Source organism: Paenibacillus sp. FSL H8-0315, from assembly GCF_038005365.1.
GTDB classification, from domain to species: Bacteria; Bacillota; Bacilli; order Paenibacillales; family Paenibacillaceae; genus Paenibacillus_AQ; species Paenibacillus_AQ odorifer.
Genome location: NZ_JBBOTA010000001.1, coordinates 5,289,682 through 5,307,274 on the forward strand (window position 1 = coordinate 5,289,682; position 17,593 = coordinate 5,307,274).

A 17,593-nucleotide genomic window follows, 5' to 3' on the forward strand; every position below is an offset into this window, starting at 1 on the left:
CTTGTCACTCCCGTAGGCCTTTATTTTCGGGTTTCCCAATAAGGTTTTACAGCCATTTTCTGATTCTCTATTATAGCACAGTAAAAAAGAGGTCAACTATTCCGCGCTTGCCGCATAGGTATGTAATACACTTTTTAACGCTATAGGAGAGCAAGTAGAAGAGCAAGTAGGAGCGCAAGAGGAGGCAGCGAGCAATGGACATTTTTGAGCGTATAGCTTCGTATCGGGCTGAGAACGACCGGTTGGCGTGGAGCGGCACCTTCAAGCAGTATATAGAACTGTTGAGAAAAGACCCCTCTCCCGCAAAAACCGCTCACTCCCGCGTTTATGACATGATTAAGTCGCACGGCGTAGAGGACATAAACGGACGCAAACGGTATAAGTTTTTTGAACAGGAGATTTTTGGACTTGATCGTGCAGTCGAAAAGTTGGTCGAGGAATATTTTCACTCTGCAGCACGTCGGCTTGATGTTCGCAAACGGATTTTGTTATTGATGGGACCTGTCAGTGGGGGGAAATCGACCCTGGTCACGCTGCTTAAACGTGGTTTGGAACAGTACTCGCGCACAGATGCGGGTGCGGTATACGCAATAGAGGGCTGCCCGATGCATGAGGACCCGCTGCATTTGATCCCGCTGGAGCTCCGTCCGGAGATTGAGAAGGAACTTGGTGTACGTATTGAGGGCAACTTGTGCCCATCCTGCCAGATGCGTCTAAGAAATGATTATGCTGGCGACATTGAGCAGGTTAAGGTGACGCGTGTTATTCTGTCAGAAGAAGAGCGGGTAGGGATTGGTACTTTTAGTCCATCTGATCCGAAGTCTCAGGATATCGCCGATTTGACAGGAAGTATTGATTTTTCGACCATTACTGAATTTGGTTCGGAATCTGATCCACGCGCTTACCGTTTTGATGGGGAGTTGAACAAGGCTAACCGTGGGCTGATGGAATTTCAGGAAATGCTCAAATGCGACGAAAAGTTTTTATGGAACCTGCTTTCACTGACGCAAGAAGGCAATTTCAAGGCTGGCCGCTTCGCGTTGATAAGTGCGGACGAAATGATAATTGCTCATACAAATGAAACCGAGTATAAGTCGTTTATTTCTAATAAAAAGAATGAAGCGCTCCAGTCCCGTATGATTGTTATGCCTGTTCCGTATAACCTCAGAGTTTCGGAAGAGGAAAAAATCTACGCGAAGCTGATCGCCCAGAGTGATATGAGTCATGTGCATATTGCACCACATGCGCTGCGTGCCGCCGCTATTTTTTCCATCCTAACCCGTCTTAAAGAAAGCAAAAAACAAGGTATGGATCTGATCAAAAAGCTGCGGATGTACGATGGTGAAGAGGTCGAGGGCTATAAAGAGGCCGATCTTAAGGAGATGCAAACGGAGTATTTAGATGAGGGCATGTCCGGAATTGATCCGCGTTATGTTATCAACCGCATTTCCAGCGCTCTGATCAAAGGAGATCTGCAGTGCATGAACGCACTGGATGTCCTGCGGGCGATAAAGGATGGCCTGGATCAGCATCCGTCGATTACAAAAGAGGAGCGGGAGCGTTATTTGAACTTCATCTCCATTGCCCGCAAGGAATATGATATTTTAGCGAAAAGCGAAGTACAAAAGGCATTTGTCTACTCCTTTGAGGAATCTGCAAAGACACTTTTTGAAAATTATCTAGATAATATCGAAGCTTTCTGCAATTGGTCGAAAATTCGTGATCCGCTGACGGATGAGGAAATGGAGCCGGATGAGCGGTTAATGCGTTCGATTGAAGAGCAAATTGGAATCTCTGAGAATGCAAAAAAAGCGTTCCGTGAAGAGATCCTGATCCGGATTTCCGCGTATTCACGCAAAGGGAAGAAATTCGAGTACAACAACCACGACCGCCTGCGTGAAGCGATTGAGAAAAAGCTGTTCACAGACCTCAAAGATATTGTCAAAATCACCACCTCGTCCAAAACACCTGATGAAAGTCAGCTCAAACGAATCAATGAGGTATGCGCCAGACTTATTGATGGGCATCACTACTGCCCAATCTGCGCCAACGAGCTGCTGAAATACGTGGGAAGTCTGCTTAACCGTTAAAAAAGAATTCATTTATGCGGGGTGTTCCAAAAGCCATGAACATGGCTGTGGAGCACTCTTTTTTTGCCCTTCCATGTTGTATCTTCCTCCTTTTACCCTCCTAATGTTAATCTAAACGCCGCAACCCGTCTGACTAATGTGGCTGTTGTGCGTAGGAAGTTGCTAAAGGATACAGGTGACCCTAAACGTAGATTTTGAGTATATTTCGCAGGCTATCGGACCCCATGGTCGCTATTAGCAGGAAAAACCCTAAATATGAGCCTTTTTTTGAGTAATAGCTGCAGTGGAGTCCGAAACTCCGCTCAAAAGGCGATATTTTTGCAAATAACGTCATCTGGGTCCTTTAGTCAGTCGTAGGGAGCAACTGAACGGAAGAGTAAGTAGGTTACGTGAATCCAGCGTTGTCTACTTCGAGGCTTACCCAAAATGATGGTGACTAAGAATACGCAGAGTTATGATCCTTTTGTAAATGGAGGATCACTGCTCTGTTTTTTTATACAGGCAATAATGCAGCTCAGCAAAACAGGAACAGTCCATCTCCAGCGCAGTTGATATAATGAAATCACCGTACGGGGAAAGGCTGGTGCTGCACTTGAATTACAGTAAAGATATAGAAAAATGTGTTGAATATATAGAAGCTCATATCAAAGAAAATATAACGGTGGAAGAAATAGCGACGGAGGTCGGATATTCGGTGTATCATTTTTGCCGAGTGTTCAGCTTGTGCAAGGAAATGTCTGTGATGGAGTATGTGCGGAGCCGAAAATTATCCTTAGCCTCAATTGAATTATTTGCTGGAAAAAAGATCATTGATATTGCGCTGGACTATGGTTTTGAAACACAAAGTGGCTTTACTAAAGCTTTTCGCAAAACCTTTGGTTATAGTCCGACACAATATGCAGCGCGGATGGATGGGTTTAGTAAAGGAAATTCAATATTTGATATCGGAGGTTATATTATGAATCCTGTTTTTGTTCGTAAGCCTGCTTTTAAGGTGGCAGGTTATGGTATCCAAACTAATGTTGCGGGTAGTATGTACACTAAGGATATTGCTTCTTTTTGGAGCCATTATGAGGGTGAAAACCTGGAGTCCAAAATGTATAAAATACTAAACCCGCCTAAACACGGAGAAGTTGGTTTATGTATTCCGTCTTCAGATAACGGTAATGCCACCTATCTTTTGGGTGTTATTGTTGAGGACTACTCCAAGGTAGAAGCTGATATGTTGACGATGGATGTGCCAGAAGCCGAATATGCCGTGTTCACAACACCTCCAGTGGATACTTCAACGGATACAGAGCAAATAGAGTTTGCCCAAGTCATAAAAAGCAGCTGGAAGTACATCTTCGAAGAGTGGTTTAAGGACAGTGGTTACGTTTATGACGAGACTAAGCTGGATTTTGAGTTTTACGATGAACGCTGCCATTCGCGGCCAGATACAGTGATGGAGATTTACGTTCCTGTGAAAAAGTTGACTGAATAGTCGATAAGGGCAAAGACCGCGCGGTGATAATTGTAATTTCAGAAATGTTTGGACTTTAGGTCGCTGACAAAGGCGAACGCTACGCGCCTACATTTTCAAACTTCCTTACGTTACGTTCACCTGAGCATTTGCCATGTGCAGTTATTAAGTTGATATGAGGGTGTCGATGGAGGTCCGCAACGTGTTACCGCTGTGGGTCTCCTTTTTTAGGAACTCTCATATGGAAACCAATGATACTTTTGGGGTGTTTTTTTATCTAATCAGTTTATGTTTGACGAGTATGATCTTCCGTAGTGTAATAGAGTCAATAAGTAAGGTAATTCGAAAATAACAGGGAGTGAAGCAGATGATTAGAGAAGCGAGAGCTGATGACTGGAAAGACATAGCGGAATTATTAGAACAGTTGGGATATCCGGATACAGAAGTGTTCATGCAAGAAAAAATAGAAAAGCTAATCCTACATCCGGACGAGGAATTATTGGTTTTTGAGGAAGATGATCAAGTGGTAGCTTGTATTTCCATGCATTACATACCCCAATTAGGTCTGGTAGGAGAGACTGCAATTATAAGTTATCTTGTGGTGAGCAATGCCATTAGGAGCAAAGGTATTGGACGAAAGCTTGAGGAGTATTGCGCTGATTTAGCTAGAAAAAGAAACTGTGATAAAATTCAGGTTCATTGTCATTCCAGAAGAACTGATGCGCATAGATTTTATGCTCGACAAGGATTTGTTGAGGCTCCAAAATATTTCTCGAAGTCGTTAAAAGAATCTGAATCCTCATTTTAGTCATAGCAAAAAGCGGCAGACCAGGGTGTTAATACCCGTTTAGGTCTGCCGCTTTTTTTAGTTTAAATAAACTTCCGCTGCACCTTTTTGCCATCGTATGAAAAACGCGCCTTTTTGTCTTCCACAACCGTCTGTAGATGAACCGTCCGCCCCCATAAAGAGTAGATGTGAGGGAGTGTGCGCTCCAGATACTTCAGATCCAGCTCGATGCTTTCATAGCGATGAGTTATAAATAATTCACCATTCTTCTCGAAGTCTGCGTCCTCAATGACCAAGTAAGGAGACCCGCCATTGACCCGGGCGAGCACCAGTTGATCTCGTACATTTTCCCATGCTTTATCGGTGATTTTCCATTCGGGGCCTTTTTTCTCAAAAACATAAAGATCGAGGTCGTTCACCAATTCCTTCGACAGATAGCTGCGGATAAAGGAGGTATCGGATTCCAACTCACGTACTTCAAAGATTTTCTCACGGTCCCAGCGGCGTTCGATGTCTTCAAAGATTTTCAGCCCCAGATAGTAAGGATTCAGGCTTTGCCGTGAGGGCTGCACGACGGATGAATTTAGTTTTGCGTATTCCACTGTTTCCTCTTCGGTCAGATCTAGTTCGCGAACGATGCGCTGATGCCAGTACGAAGCCCAGCCTTCGTTCATGATTTTTGTCTCCATCTGTGGCCAGAAGTAGAGCATTTCGTCATGGAGCATCGTCATAATGTCACGCTGCCAATCCTCCAAAACAGTGGAATATTGCTGGATAAACCAGACCATATCTTTTTCTGGCTCAGGGGGGAAAGCACGGTTTCCAGAGGATGCTTCCTGCGGCCCGGTATTGCTTTTATCTAAATTCCATAATTCGTCATAAGGATTGGTTGATTTCGAGCCGCCTGGAGGGGCGTCTTTGAGCTCCTTCATCTTAGCTTCCAGTAGGTGAGTTTTGCCCAGCTTGCGTGGCTGGATCAGACTGGGGTCTATATGCTCCTGGATAGCCAGCACTGAATCGATGAAGCTCTCCACAGCATCAGTTCCGTAAGTTACAGAATAACCGGCAATCCGATCTGCTGTAGCTGACATGCTCTCGACCATATCTCGGTTGGACATGGAGAAACGCATATTATTTTTGAAAAAATCACAGTGCGCTAGCACATGGGCAACGATCAGCTTATTCTGAATCAGTGAATTTCCATCCAGCAGGAAGGCATAACAAGGGTTGGAGTTAATAACGAGCTCGTATATTTTGCTCAGTCCGAAATCGTATTGGGATTTCATTTTATGAAAGGTTTTTCCAAAACTCCAGTGTCCAAATCGTGTAGGCATTCCATAAGCGCCGAATGTATAAATAATATCTGCGGGGCATATTTCATAACGCATGGGATAAAAATCTAAACCGAAGCCAGTGGCTATTTCCGTAATCTCGGCAATGGCCCGCTCTAGCGCATTAATTTCTTCGCTTGGCATGAATCTTTCTCTCCCTCCAGCTTGGGCTTATGCTGCAACCTATTCTGACAAGGCTGCAAAGGTTCCGCGACAATGTCCGGGACTGTTCCATTTAAGTATATGGGAGAGAAGATGAGTGTATGACGTTCTGAATTTCTGAGTGAAGATAATGTGATTTTGTATACATTATTGGAAGGAAGCACTAGCTTTTTTTGTATGCGAATTCTATCAACGGTATCCTTCTCGGTGAATTCGGACTCAGATGACGTTATTTGCAAATTTCCAGCCTTTTGATCAGGGTTTCGGACCCCACAGACGCTATCCCACAGAAAGAGGCTCATATATGGTGTCTTTCTTCCCAATAGCGGCAATGGGGTCCGTTAGCATACCAAAAGTGGAATAATACTGCGATTAGTGTCATCTGTGTCCGATAGGTGCCCAATAGGTGCCCAATAGATGTTCCATATGTGTTCGAGGAGCAGTTCCATAGGTGCCCGATAGAAGCTCCACAAGTATCCGATTAGTACTCCATAAGTGTTCGAAAAGTGCTCCACAAGTGTCCAATTAGTGCTTCACAAATTCCCAATTGCTCACCACACGAGCATAAGCAGTCGAGAGAACGTAACCTTCCCCATAGTTCCCAAACCCTCAGTACACAAACCTCCGTTGCGCCCAATAGCTGAATAGGAAGATTGAAGCCTCGGTCAGTAGCTTGGCGGCGACAAGCGGAATAATCAGCTTTTCATTATAGAAATAGAGTAGCCCATAGTTGAACAACAATACGAGGATCACCAGCGCAAAATATTTGGGAAGCGATGCCTGAATCTTGGAGCGTTTGCCGCCCGTGAAGACATATTTTCGGTTCATAGAATAGTTGAAGACAGAGCTGCACAATCTCGCGGCCGCGACGGACAGGAATAGGTTATGGCTGAGCCTCTGAAACAGGAATAAGAGTGTGAAGTCGAGCAGGGCTGACAGCAGCGAAGAAGTGCTGAACATCAGTATCGGCAGATAAATCCGGAAGGAGTCCATCAGAGGCCGGAAATGGGATGATTTATTATCGTCCAGATAGACGGTATCGATGTACTCTTCCGTAATGGTGTACCCCTCTTTATGGGCAGTCAGCAGCATGTTCATTTCATATTCAAAACGTTCGCCGGGAATCTGGCATAGCCAATCAAGCATTGATAGGGGGTAGCCGCGCAGCCCAGTCTGTGTATCATAAATCTTAGTGCCTGTAGTTAAGGAAAAGACCGTCCGGGTTACAGAGTTGCCGAAGCGGCTGCGCAGAGGAATGGTTCCGGTGAACCGGCGGCTGCCGAGTACGATTCCCGGGGTAGTCTGGTTCCGCAGAGATTCAACGATCCGGTTAATATCATAAGGCAGATGTTGGCCGTCGCTATCCGCGCAGACTACATAATCCGGCAGACCGGCCTCCTGAATATACTGGAACCCTGTCTTCAGAGCACGTCCTTTTCCGAGGTTGACTTCATGGGTTAGGACAGTGCAGCCGAATGCTTCGGCCATATCGAAGATTCCACGGTAGTGCGGGCCGCTGCCGTCATCCACAAGAACAATAGGTTCAAGCCGGAAATTATGCAGCTGTAAAATCAAATCGAGCAGTCGTTCATCGGGCTCATAGGCTGGGATCAGTATAGTCATGATGTTGCATCCTCCTTGATATAAAGAATGTCGCTGACGCCCCGCTCCTTGTTTTTGCCCTGCGGATTATTTACGACCCGTCCCATGAAGTACATAGTGGATGAACCACCGCCGTCCAGATTGTAGGCTTCTGTGGCGCCAAGGACGGACATTACATCAGCTAGCTCAGTAAGGGTCATCCCACGGCTGTACCCTTCATTGCGCCCGTCAACTACGACAAACACATAATGGTTTGGTGCGATCATACCAACTGCGGTGCGGGGATTCGCGTTCTGGATGGAATGGTTGCCGAAGTTGGTATCGATTTTGACATTGCTGAAATCACTGGCAATCTCCCCGTCCTGAATCAGAATCGGACCAAAGGAAAGGGTATCGGTGGCCCCTTGCGCCAGCAGTTCAGAGGAAGAAATCTCTTCCTCGTTATAGGTTTGCATTGTCCCATCATCGAACAGCGCCATTGCATCCCGCACAGGATCATCACGATACACCGTGCCGTTACGGATTATCACTCCGTCATTGCGGAAGCCATAGTAATCACCATTGATGGCAAAAATCGCATGGTTCGCGGAAGCAATGTCCGAGGTATCCTCAGTGATGTTTGTTCCAAAGCTGTTGTCGGCAAAAGCAGTGCGCAGACTGCTCGCTTCCTTGAGGACGATATCAGCGACAAAATAAGTGATCTGTTCTGAACCGGAACCGGTCTGCACTTGGTCGATCTGGATCTGAATATCATCGCTGGAGTAATTCCAGTCGTCAGAGGTTGCGTTAACTTCGGCAGTTGTAACGGCTGTAGCTCCTGAGCTGCTAGTTGTAGCTGCATCATCCGCAACTACGACTTCGACATGTTCGATTAAGAAACGATCTGCCAGACTATATATCACTGTGCCGAGAAGCAGGAGGACAATGATCATCACGATCAGCAGCTTTCGTTTGAAGCTCCAGGCTTGCTTACTTCTCTTGTTCAACATTGAAGCATCACCTCATTTTGTAAGTTGTTAAGGCCATAATACCTGGGCTACCTTTAATGAAACTGAAATAAAAGCTGAAATAAAAACCGAAATAGTAAGAGCTCCGGGAAATTGGTATAATTTAACGAAGAGGTTTTCGACTACGGGGAGGTTTGGACATGCCACAGCGTGTGCTGCTGATTGAGGACGACGAAGCAATCAGTGAAATGGTCAGGTCTTATTTGGTAAAAGAAGGTTATGAGATTGAAGCTGTATTTGACGGTGAAGTAGCGGAGAGAACATTTCGGACCGGTGGTCCATTTGATCTTGTGCTGTTAGACCTTATGCTGCCGAAGCGAAGCGGGACTGACATTCTTCAGACTATCCGTGCGGGGAGTCTGGTTCCAGTGTTGATCATGTCCGCTAAAGACAGTGATGTAGATAAAGCGCTTGGGTTAGGCTTTGGGGCGGATGATTATATTACGAAGCCCTTTTCTATGATTGAGCTAGCGGCTAGGGTGAAGGCAGCGATCCGTCGTGCAGGTTATGCATCTCCCAGTATCCAAGTGGAAGATCAAGCTCCGGTGAAGCAAATGATCTCCATTGGCCGATTGACTGTAGATTTAGATAACTTCTCTGCGTTGAAGAACGGGGAAGAAGTAAAGCTAACGTCGAAGGAATTTCATATTCTTAAGCTGTTTGTGACGCATCCGGGCCGAGTATTTACCAAAGCGCAGATTTATGCGAGCGTATGGGAGGATGATTATTTCGGGGATGAGAACGTCATTAATGTACATATGAGAAGATTGCGTGAAAAAATAGAAGACGATCCCTCCCATCCCGAATACATTAAGACGTTATGGGGCATCGGGTATAAGCTGGGAGAACAGCTATAATGATAGCGGTGCTAGGTGTTGTCATTGTGCTCTTACTCGCCGTCATTGTGTGGCAATATCAGAATTCGCGTAAAGCTTCTAATGATTTGCGATATATGCATGACAAGTTAAGCAGCATTATGGAGGAAGGCTCACATGAAAGATTGCTGCTGTTCAGCGGTAATTTGGAGCTGCAGAGCGTGCTGATTGACCTGAACCGGCTGCTGGATATCAATCATAAAGGAAGCATTGAGCGCGTTAGGCTGGAGAAATCCATGCGTAATATGCTGTCTAATATTTCTCATGATCTTAAGACTCCGCTAACGGTTGTGCTTGGTTATATTGAGACCATTCAACAGGATGAGCATTTGCCGGCCGGGGAACGGGAACGAATGATGAAGATGATTCATCAAAAAGCCAATGAAGTGATCCAGCTGATGAACAAGTTTTTTGATTTGTCCAAGCTGGAATCAGGGGATCGGGAAATTGCGCTTTCACGAGTTGAGGCAGGTGAAGTATGCAGACGCAACATCCTTTCTTTCTATGATATCCTCAGCGCTAAGGGCAGTGAGGTGGAGATTGAGATTCCGGATGAGGCTGTTTACTTCATGGGAAATGAAGAGGCTCTTGATCGAATATTGTCCAATCTGTTGTCGAACGCAATTTCTTATGGCGACGCTGGGGGCGTATTAGGATTAAAGCTCTATAGTGATGAGAACAAAGTATACATAGAGGTGTGGGACCGGGGAAAAGGCATCAGTGAAGTACACCAGGATAAAGTATTTGAGCGTCTGTATACGCTGGAAGACTCAAGAAATCGGGCTTATCAAGGCAGCGGTCTAGGTCTGACGATCACCAAAAGATTAACGGAGCAAATGAATGGAACGATTACACTGGTTAGTCAGCCGTATGTGAGAACGGTGTTTACCCTTACTTTTCGCAGATTACGCTTCTAAGGAATAGAATTGTGCGCAGCTTAAGATTTTCGTAAGAAACGAGTAATAAAAAAGAAAATTCTGCTGTGTACAATAAGAACTAAGGAAGACGAGACGAAAACAAAGGGGAGCGCGGAATTGACTACAATACTTCGGACAAGAAATTTAACGAAAACCTATCAAGGTAAAGAAGTCGTCAGCAATGTGAATATGAATATTAAGCAAGGTGAAATTTACGGGTTTCTTGGACCGAATGGTGCTGGCAAAACTACCGTGATGAAAATGGTCACGAACCTCGTTAAACCTACGAGTGGAGAAATTGAATTTTTTAATGAAAAAATGACTGAGCATTCTTACGAAATGCTGAAGCGGATGGGCTGCATCATTGAATATCCAGTGTTTTATGATAAATTGACAGCCAAAGAAAATCTGATTTTGCACGGAGAGTACATGGGCTATTATGATCCGCAAGCGATTGGTGAAGCGCTGGAGCTGGTAAAGCTCACAGGTGTCGATAAAAAGCCGGTGAAGCAATTTTCACTTGGGATGAAGCAACGTCTGGGTATTGCCAGAGCCTTCATGACGAAACCTGAGCTGCTCATTTTGGATGAGCCGATTAATGGGCTAGATCCTGTGGGAATCAAGGAGATGCGTGAAGTGTTCCGGATGCTTAGCCGTGAATATGGAATGACGTTACTTGTATCTAGTCATGTTCTGGGGGAAATAGAGCAGATTGCTGATACGATCGGTGTGATCCGGCAGGGTGCTCTGGTAGAAGAAGTGGCGATGGATTCCATTCGTGGCCAAAATACTGAATATATCGAAGTGGTTACGAATGAGATTAATAAAGCAGTGTATGTGTTGGAGCATAAGCTTGGGCTTAATAATTTCAAAGTGCTGGACCATATTACAGTTAGAATATATGACGGTGGAATCTCACAACGTGATCTGAATAAGGCGTTAGTGCTAGCAGATGTGGAAATTGAAAGTATCAGCAAAAAACAACATACGCTGGAAGATCATTTTCTGCAATTGATTGGGGGTGAAGGCATTGCTTAAATTAATATCTTTGGAGATTCGGAAGAATAAGCTAAAAACGCTTCTTACAGGTGCAGCAATCGTCAATCTTGCGATTCTTGCGTTTATGATTATGGTTTTATTCGTTGATCAAAATGAGAGCGAACCGTCATTTGCTTCTTATGCAGAGTTGTTTGAGGGCGTGTTCGTTTTTGTAAAGGCTGCTTATATTATTTTCGCTTCGGTTATTATTAGCAAGCTGGTGATTGATGAGTATAAGAACAACACCATTACTCTTCTCTTCATGTATCCTATCTCACGTAAAAAGCTGATGACTGCGAAAATATTGATAGTGTTCGCCTTCACATTTGTGGCCATTATCGTGGCAGATATTGTAGTCGGCGCTATCCTAGTAGGATTCAATTCCTTTGCAGGGCTTATTCCGGGTGAACTGACCCTTCATGTAATCACTTCAGAGCTGATTAAGTTAGGCGCAAACGCTTTTTACGCAGCGGGTATTGCTCTAATCCCATTGTACTTTGGAATGAAGAAAAAATCGGTCCCTGCCACCATCGTCTCAGCTGTGTTAGTTACCTCCCTAATTTCTGGGGGATTTGATCAAGCTCGCTTAGGTAATTTAGCGGCGGTGTCGATCTCACTTGGTTTGCTAGGAGCAGGTATTGCCTATATGGCTATTCGCAACATTGAACATAAAGATATAGCCTAATAGATTCGGAATTCACCCCCTTTTATAACCCTTTTGTAACGATGAAAAAGCATCGTGATTGGGTTATAAAGGGGGGATTTGACGTTTATCTACGACTGATTTCCGTAATTTTGATATAATAGATATGAAATATATTTTAAATTTTAGATGAACATTGCTCGTTTAGGGGTAATGATAATGGATGAGAGAGCCTGAGGGGATGTGAACTGTGGATAAAGACTGGACGTCCATTCTGAGACGGTTGCTTTCGGAAGAGAGCGCTTATAAATCGTTATATGACCATCATCCTGATTTGATATTCGTTCTGGATAGACAAGGTCGCTGCGTAGGAACCAATCGAACTTTTCATCTAGGCTTGAGCGCAGAAGCGAAGTTGCAAAATACAAGTCCGATATCAGCAAAGAGAAAAAAACTTGGCAATATTGCTAGTTTTGAGGCTGCTCTGCAGGGGAACTCCTCAAGCTTTGAGCTACAAGATTTAGAGAATCCCAAAAAAGGCTCAGATTGCGTAGGCGTTAAACTATTACCGATCAGAACGGAAGAAGGGATCGCCGGGGTATTCGCGATTACTCAAGTGGCTAACGGAAGCGCTCTTTTACATGCAAAATTGTTACAAGACTGGCTAGATGAATTAGCGGACACCTTAGATACTGAATTACCTATCACGGGCGAAGTGGAGATCAGCTCCAAAGATAGCTCAATAGTAGCTGTGAAGGATCAACAATCGAGTCTCATTCTGAATTCCGTCTCCGCGGGAATCTTTGTGCTGGATACAACGGGGCGCGCTCTATTTATTAACCGTGAGGCAGCGGATATGTTAGGCTACCAACCAACAGAATTGATGGGTTTGAAGCTTATGGATTATATCCATCATATCCAAGGTGATGGTTCGCGTTATTCGACACCTGATTGCCAGATTAGTCTTACGATAGAGGATGGAATCATCCGTAAGAAAGATGATGAGATCTTCTGGCGTAAGGATGGCACCAGTTTTTTTGTTAATTATCGGGTAGCACCTCTTATTGATGAAGGGCTGATCGCCGGTGCGGTTATTGCCTTCAGTGATATTACGAATGAGCGAGAAATCATTCGTGCGAAAGAATCAGCAGAGCAGGCAGCGCAAGCCAAATCTGATTTCTTAATGATGATGAGCCATGAAATTCGGACGCCGATGAACGGGATGATCGGAATGGCTGATCTATTGTTGGATACTGAACTTGGAGAAGAGCAGCGAGGTTATGCCGAGATTTTACGCAGCAGTAGTTATACGTTATTGCAGATCTTGAATGACATTCTTGATTTCAGCAAAATGGAAGCAGGTAAAATGTCACTACAATCCGAGAAGTTTGATCTCCGCGAGATGATCTCAGACGTCATTGATTTATTTGCACCGAAAGCGGAAGAGAAGAAGCTGGCATTACGTTGGTGGATGGATACTAGCGTTCCAACCATAATCATTGCTGATCCGATCCGCTTGCGGCAGATTGTCGTGAATCTGGTAGGCAATGCGCTGAAATTCACGGAACGTGGGAGCGTGACCCTATCGGTGAAGAACATTCCACTATCTGATGAACAAGAATTTTTGTTGGAGTTTTCAGTGCGGGATACAGGTGTAGGAATTGCCGGTAACAAACTCAATCTATTGTTTCAATCTTTCTCACAGCTGCATCCGTCCATAAACCGTAAATATGGAGGCACAGGCTTGGGACTGGCGATTTGTAAACAGCTTGTGGAGCTGATGGGTGGGACGATCTTTGTAGAAAGTGAAGAGAATCAAGGTTCTACGTTTCGTTTTATGTTGCCTTGCAGAGCAGAAGATATAGAGCTGGAAGTAACTTCAAACTAGGGGGGTTACACACAAATCTCCGGTCCATTTGCTTAAGAAGCAATGGCCGGAGATTTGTGTGTTATTAGTCCTGAAGCATATACATGAGACCTACAGTATGCGGCCCACAATGGCTGCCAATTACACAACCCGCATGGAGGATTGCTATTTCATTAACTTGAGTTTTCTCTCGTAGTGCTGCCTCCAGATAGAGCGCATCTTCTTCCGCCAAGGTATGGACCACGATGAGCAACTCATTATCCATTCGATCGACATGAACCAAAGCGTTCTGGAGCATTTGTTCCACAGCTTTTTCTTTTTTGCCACGGATTTTGCTGGTAGGTATGATGCTCCCATCTACCAGTCTAAGAACAGGACGGATTTTGAGCAGACTACCGATGAAGTTCTGCATGCCTGAACAGCGTCCACCCATATATAAGTAATCTAGCGTATCCACAACGAATTCAGTTTCCACAAGGCTGCGGCTGTGCTCCAGCATGGCTGCAATCTCTACGGCAGAGTGGCCCTTTTCAGCAGCTCTGACAGCCTTCATAACAAGGAGGGCAATGCCTCCGCACAAGGTTTGCGAATCTATAACCTGTACGCGTCCCTCAGGAAATTCCCCGGCAGCCAAAAGTGCATTCTGATATGTAGAGGATAGTGAGGAGGAGAGACTGATATATACAATATCTTGTCCGCTGCTAATCACGGGTTGAAATGCAGCAATGAAATCTGCTGGCGAAGGTGCTGCCGTTTTCGGCAATACTCCACTAGCGGCTACACGGCGATACACTTCCTCGGGTGTAATATCTTCACCATCTTTGTAGGTACCTTCTTCAAATACAACATAAAGAGGAACGATGCCGATGTCATAAGTATCCTTCCAGTTTTGAGGTAAATCGGAAGTGCTGTCTGAAAATATTTTTACAGTAGACATGAAATTCTCCTTCACCGATAATTCGGATGACAATAATCATTATAGAACTACATAATCTATTTATTATACCAAGACTATGCCAATTCTCAAAATGAAATAGTAGGCAATCACAAGAAAAAAGACTATCGGGATTTCGATAGTCTTTTTAGTTCTATTCTTTTTTCGTAACAGGGATCCATATCTCACAACGATAGTCCTCTGCGTCTGGTCTCCCTGGAAGATATAGCTCAAACTCAGGTCCGCCTGTGTGCTCGTAGCCTGTGGAAGGGAACCACTCCTGGAAAATGCGTGCCCATACCTGCTGGATCTTATCAGGCATCGGCCCTACTGAGGTGAACACAGCCCAACTTGCAGCTGGAATTGTTGTAGAAGCAAAGCCCTGTGCATCAGTCTCTGGAGTAGCTTCGACAGCGATCCAATAGGAGAAGGTTTCTTTATCATGGTTCATGTCAGAGCAGATGCCTAATAAATCCTTATCTTCACCGAGCTCAATCAGCTTATCCGACGTACCATTTTCATTAGCTTCTATCCACAACTGAGGGATGCGGCGCAGATTCTCCCCATCCTTCGTTGTCATTTCCTCTACTAGTCCGATAACATTAAAGGCGTCTCTTTTCTCAATTCTGTAGTCCATTTCTTTATCTCCCTTCAGTGATAGATGGAAGGAGAGTCTAGGGAAAGCCTTGAGCTGTACCCCTGACTCCCGCGCAGCAGAAGGAGTAATTCCATGTGCCTTGCGGAATGCTTTGGCAAACGACTCGGGCGAGTCATATCCGTATTTCAGTGCAACATCCAGCACTTTAACTTTAGAAATAGCAAGCTCCTGTGCAGCCAGAGTTAATCTGCGCTTACGGATATAGTCTTTAATAGATATTCCGGTAAGCATATTGAACATGCGCTGGAAATGAAAGGGGGAGGAGTAAGCAACCTTGGCGATTTCTTCAATGGTCACAGATTCCTCCATCTTGCTCTCCATATAATCTAAAGCTTCTTTCATGCGGATAAGCCATTCCAAGTCCGTCATCTCCCTTTAAGTTCATACTATCAGGCTGCATTTGCAAAATCCTGTTATTCCGTGCTCTCTAATGACAGGTAGCAGGCAGAAGGATAATCTCATAAAAAATCATCCTAAATAGTATAACTCAGGAAGATAGACAAAGTTAGTCTTTCAATCGATACACTCTTGCTTCATAAGGTCGTAATAATTCCCGTGTGGGTGCATTATCAGGGTAATTTCCAATAATAAGTTCCGTAACCTTACTTAGCTCTGCGGAAAGATCAACAGTCTGTGGAACCTCATTGAAATTGAGCAGCACCAGCCACTTCTCGTCATCCAGAGTACGCGTATAGGCATAAATATCCTCATGCTCTGGCAAAAGTAGCTTGTATTCGCCATAAGCCATGATCGGATTTTTTTTGCGCAAAGCAAGCAGCCTTTGGTAATAATAGAAGATGGAATCCGAATCCGCCAGGGCCTGCTCCACGTTAATTTCCTTGTAGTTCGGATTAACTTTGAGCCACGGCTCCCCTTCAGTAAAGCCGGCATTCGCAGAATCATCCCATTGCATCGGAGTGCGCGCATTATCACGGCCTTTGATATGAATAGCGTTTAGCACGCTGTTAGGATCAGCGCCGCCTTCGGTAACCTTTTCGCGATACATATTGAGGATTTCAATGTCTTTATAATGTTCAATGGCTGTGAACTTTACATTAGTCATCCCGATTTCTTCGCCTTGATAAATATAGGGCGTTCCTTTCAGCGTGTGCAGTAAGGTAGCGAGCATTTTGGCAGAGATCACACGATACTTACCGTCATCCCCGAATCTTGAGACCATACGTGGCTGGTCATGATTGTTAAGATAAAGACTATTCCAACCCTTATCCGCCAGACCCACTTGCCATTTATGAAGAATATCGCGCAGCTTCGACAACGTCCACGGGGCTACGTCCCATTTGCCGTCAGGACCCGAGTCCACATCCATATGCTCGAACTGGAATACCATTTGCAGCTCTTTGCGTTCCTCGTCCGTGTAAAGGATGGCATCTTCAACTGTAGCACCAGGAGTTTCGCCGACAGTCATAATGTTATAGTTGGATAACACTTTGTCATTCATTTCATGTAAAAACTCATGAACACGTGGTCCATTCATATAATATTCGCCACCCCAAGCAAGTTCCCCGGGAGCAAGGCCGTCTCTATGAGAGGAAGGGAGACCTTCCACTTTGGAAATCATATTGATTACATCCATTCGTAGACCATCCACACCCTTGTCGAGCCAGAAGGTGATCATCTTGTATAACTCCTCACGCAGCTGCGGATTCTCCCAGTTGAGATCCGGTTGCTTGCGCGAAAACAGATGCAGATAGTATTCACCAGTGGTTTCATCCAGTTCCCAAGCCGGGCCGCTGAATACAGAACTCCAATTGTTGGGGCGCTCACCATCTGGTCCACCCGGACGCCAAATGTAGTAATCGCGATATGGATTATCTTTTGAAGAACGGGATTCTACGAACCAAGGATGCTCATCTGAGGAATGATTGATTACAAGGTCCATCATCAGTTTTATGCCACGGGCGTGCAATCCAGTCAGTAATTCTTCCCAATCCTGCAATGTGCCGAACTCATCCATAATATCTTGATAATCGCTGATGTCATAACCGTTATCGTCATTTGGTGATTTATATACAGGTGACAGCCAAACTACGTCGACACCTAGCTTTTGCAAATAATCCAGACGTGAAATGATTCCTTGCAGATCTCCAATCCCGTCACCATTGCTATCTTGAAAGCTGCGGGGATAGATTTGGTAGACAACGGCTTCTTTCCAAAAGGTTCTGTTCATTCAAAATCACTCCTTATATAAGTTATCTTCCT

General features: G+C 44.8%; 14 protein-coding genes. 8 read left to right on the forward strand and 6 right to left on the reverse strand.

All coding sequences use genetic code 11. The features are described from left to right. Nucleotides 1-194 precede the first annotated feature (194 nt). The 3 genes from MHB56_RS22895 to MHB56_RS22905 all read left to right on the forward strand — a co-directional run bounded on the left by MHB56_RS22895 (nucleotide 195) and on the right by MHB56_RS22905 (nucleotide 4,360). Entirely contained in the window at nucleotides 195-2,090 is a 1,896-nt protein-coding gene (locus MHB56_RS22895; RefSeq protein ID WP_036684429.1) for a PrkA family serine protein kinase, read from the forward strand. 556 nt (nucleotides 2,091-2,646) lie between these two features. Then, nucleotides 2,647-3,573: an AraC family transcriptional regulator gene (locus MHB56_RS22900; protein ID WP_248547664.1), complete on the forward strand. Its 927-nt coding sequence runs from the start codon at nucleotides 2,647-2,649 to the stop codon at nucleotides 3,571-3,573. A gap of 346 nt (nucleotides 3,574-3,919) precedes the next feature. Next, the gene (locus MHB56_RS22905; RefSeq protein ID WP_076184672.1) at nucleotides 3,920-4,360 is read left to right on the forward strand and encodes a GNAT family N-acetyltransferase; all 441 of its coding nucleotides are present in this window, start codon (nucleotides 3,920-3,922) and stop codon (nucleotides 4,358-4,360) included. 62 nt (nucleotides 4,361-4,422) lie between these two features. Here the strand turns inward: MHB56_RS22905 and MHB56_RS22910 are convergent, their stop codons facing one another. The 3 genes from MHB56_RS22910 to MHB56_RS22920 all read right to left on the reverse strand — a co-directional run bounded on the left by MHB56_RS22910 (nucleotide 4,423) and on the right by MHB56_RS22920 (nucleotide 8,423). Beyond that, a complete protein-coding gene (locus tag MHB56_RS22910) occupies nucleotides 4,423-5,814 on the reverse strand; it encodes a SpoVR family protein (RefSeq protein ID WP_340917358.1) in 1,392 nt (463 codons plus the stop codon). A 627-nt stretch (nucleotides 5,815-6,441) separates the two neighbouring features. Then, nucleotides 6,442-7,455, reverse strand: coding sequence for a bifunctional glycosyltransferase family 2/GtrA family protein (locus tag MHB56_RS22915; RefSeq protein WP_339281873.1), 1,014 nt, complete (start codon nucleotides 7,453-7,455; stop codon nucleotides 6,442-6,444). Beyond that, on the reverse strand, nucleotides 7,452-8,423 hold the full coding sequence (locus MHB56_RS22920; protein WP_339281874.1) for a phosphodiester glycosidase family protein: 972 nt from the start codon (nucleotides 8,421-8,423) through the stop codon (nucleotides 7,452-7,454). Before MHB56_RS22920 ends, MHB56_RS22915 begins: the two co-directional genes overlap by 4 nt. A gap of 158 nt (nucleotides 8,424-8,581) precedes the next feature. Here MHB56_RS22920 and MHB56_RS22925 point away from each other — a divergent pair, with 158 nt between their 5' ends. From MHB56_RS22925 to MHB56_RS22945, 5 genes are all read left to right on the forward strand, one after another. Then, nucleotides 8,582-9,298, forward strand: a complete 717-nt coding sequence (locus tag MHB56_RS22925; RefSeq protein WP_036684414.1) for a response regulator transcription factor — start codon at nucleotides 8,582-8,584, stop codon at nucleotides 9,296-9,298. Continuing rightward, nucleotides 9,298-10,233, forward strand: coding sequence for a sensor histidine kinase (locus MHB56_RS22930; RefSeq protein ID WP_076206312.1), 936 nt, complete (start codon nucleotides 9,298-9,300; stop codon nucleotides 10,231-10,233). Before MHB56_RS22925 ends, MHB56_RS22930 begins: the two co-directional genes overlap by 1 nt. A 117-nt stretch (nucleotides 10,234-10,350) precedes the next feature. After that, nucleotides 10,351-11,271, forward strand: coding sequence for an ABC transporter ATP-binding protein (locus MHB56_RS22935; RefSeq protein WP_341144043.1), 921 nt, complete (start codon nucleotides 10,351-10,353; stop codon nucleotides 11,269-11,271). After that, entirely contained in the window at nucleotides 11,255-11,956 is a 702-nt protein-coding gene (locus MHB56_RS22940) for an ABC transporter permease (protein ID WP_256717259.1), read from the forward strand. Before MHB56_RS22935 ends, MHB56_RS22940 begins: the two co-directional genes overlap by 17 nt. A 208-nt stretch (nucleotides 11,957-12,164) precedes the next feature. Beyond that, nucleotides 12,165-13,802 (forward strand): PAS domain-containing protein, encoded by a 1,638-nt coding sequence (locus MHB56_RS22945; protein ID WP_076195082.1) that lies wholly within the window; start codon nucleotides 12,165-12,167, stop codon nucleotides 13,800-13,802. 64 nt (nucleotides 13,803-13,866) lie between these two features. Here MHB56_RS22945 and MHB56_RS22950 read toward each other — a convergent pair whose 3' ends face one another. From MHB56_RS22950 to MHB56_RS22960, 3 genes are all read right to left on the reverse strand, one after another. Continuing rightward, the gene (locus MHB56_RS22950; protein ID WP_076126458.1) at nucleotides 13,867-14,718 is read right to left on the reverse strand and encodes a DegV family protein; all 852 of its coding nucleotides are present in this window, start codon (nucleotides 14,716-14,718) and stop codon (nucleotides 13,867-13,869) included. Nucleotides 14,719-14,869: 151 nt separating this feature from the next. Next, on the reverse strand, nucleotides 14,870-15,733 hold the full coding sequence (locus MHB56_RS22955; RefSeq protein ID WP_341144044.1) for an AraC family transcriptional regulator: 864 nt from the start codon (nucleotides 15,731-15,733) through the stop codon (nucleotides 14,870-14,872). A 145-nt stretch (nucleotides 15,734-15,878) separates the two neighbouring features. Further along, a complete protein-coding gene (locus MHB56_RS22960) occupies nucleotides 15,879-17,561 on the reverse strand; it encodes a glycoside hydrolase family 13 protein (protein ID WP_341144045.1) in 1,683 nt (560 codons plus the stop codon). Nucleotides 17,562-17,593 lie beyond the last annotated feature (32 nt).

What these genes read in the sequence shown, in the direction of transcription:
- MHB56_RS22895 (WP_036684429.1), top strand. Translation starts at nt 195, where the DNA reads ATGGACATTTTTGAGCGTATAGCTTCGTATCGGGCTGAGAACGACCGG.
- MHB56_RS22900 (WP_248547664.1), top strand. Translation starts at nt 2,647, where the DNA reads ATGAAATCACCGTACGGGGAAAGGCTGGTGCTGCACTTGAATTACAGT.
- MHB56_RS22905 (WP_076184672.1), top strand. Translation starts at nt 3,920, where the DNA reads ATGATTAGAGAAGCGAGAGCTGATGACTGGAAAGACATAGCGGAATTA.
- MHB56_RS22910 (WP_340917358.1), bottom strand. Translation starts at nt 5,814, where the DNA reads ATGCCAAGCGAAGAAATTAATGCGCTAGAGCGGGCCATTGCCGAGATT.
- MHB56_RS22915 (WP_339281873.1), bottom strand. Translation starts at nt 7,455, where the DNA reads ATGACTATACTGATCCCAGCCTATGAGCCCGATGAACGACTGCTCGAT.
- MHB56_RS22920 (WP_339281874.1), bottom strand. Translation starts at nt 8,423, where the DNA reads ATGTTGAACAAGAGAAGTAAGCAAGCCTGGAGCTTCAAACGAAAGCTG.
- MHB56_RS22925 (WP_036684414.1), top strand. Translation starts at nt 8,582, where the DNA reads ATGCCACAGCGTGTGCTGCTGATTGAGGACGACGAAGCAATCAGTGAA.
- MHB56_RS22930 (WP_076206312.1), top strand. Translation starts at nt 9,298, where the DNA reads ATGATAGCGGTGCTAGGTGTTGTCATTGTGCTCTTACTCGCCGTCATT.
- MHB56_RS22950 (WP_076126458.1), bottom strand. Translation starts at nt 14,718, where the DNA reads ATGTCTACTGTAAAAATATTTTCAGACAGCACTTCCGATTTACCTCAA.
- MHB56_RS22960 (WP_341144045.1), bottom strand. Translation starts at nt 17,561, where the DNA reads ATGAACAGAACCTTTTGGAAAGAAGCCGTTGTCTACCAAATCTATCCC.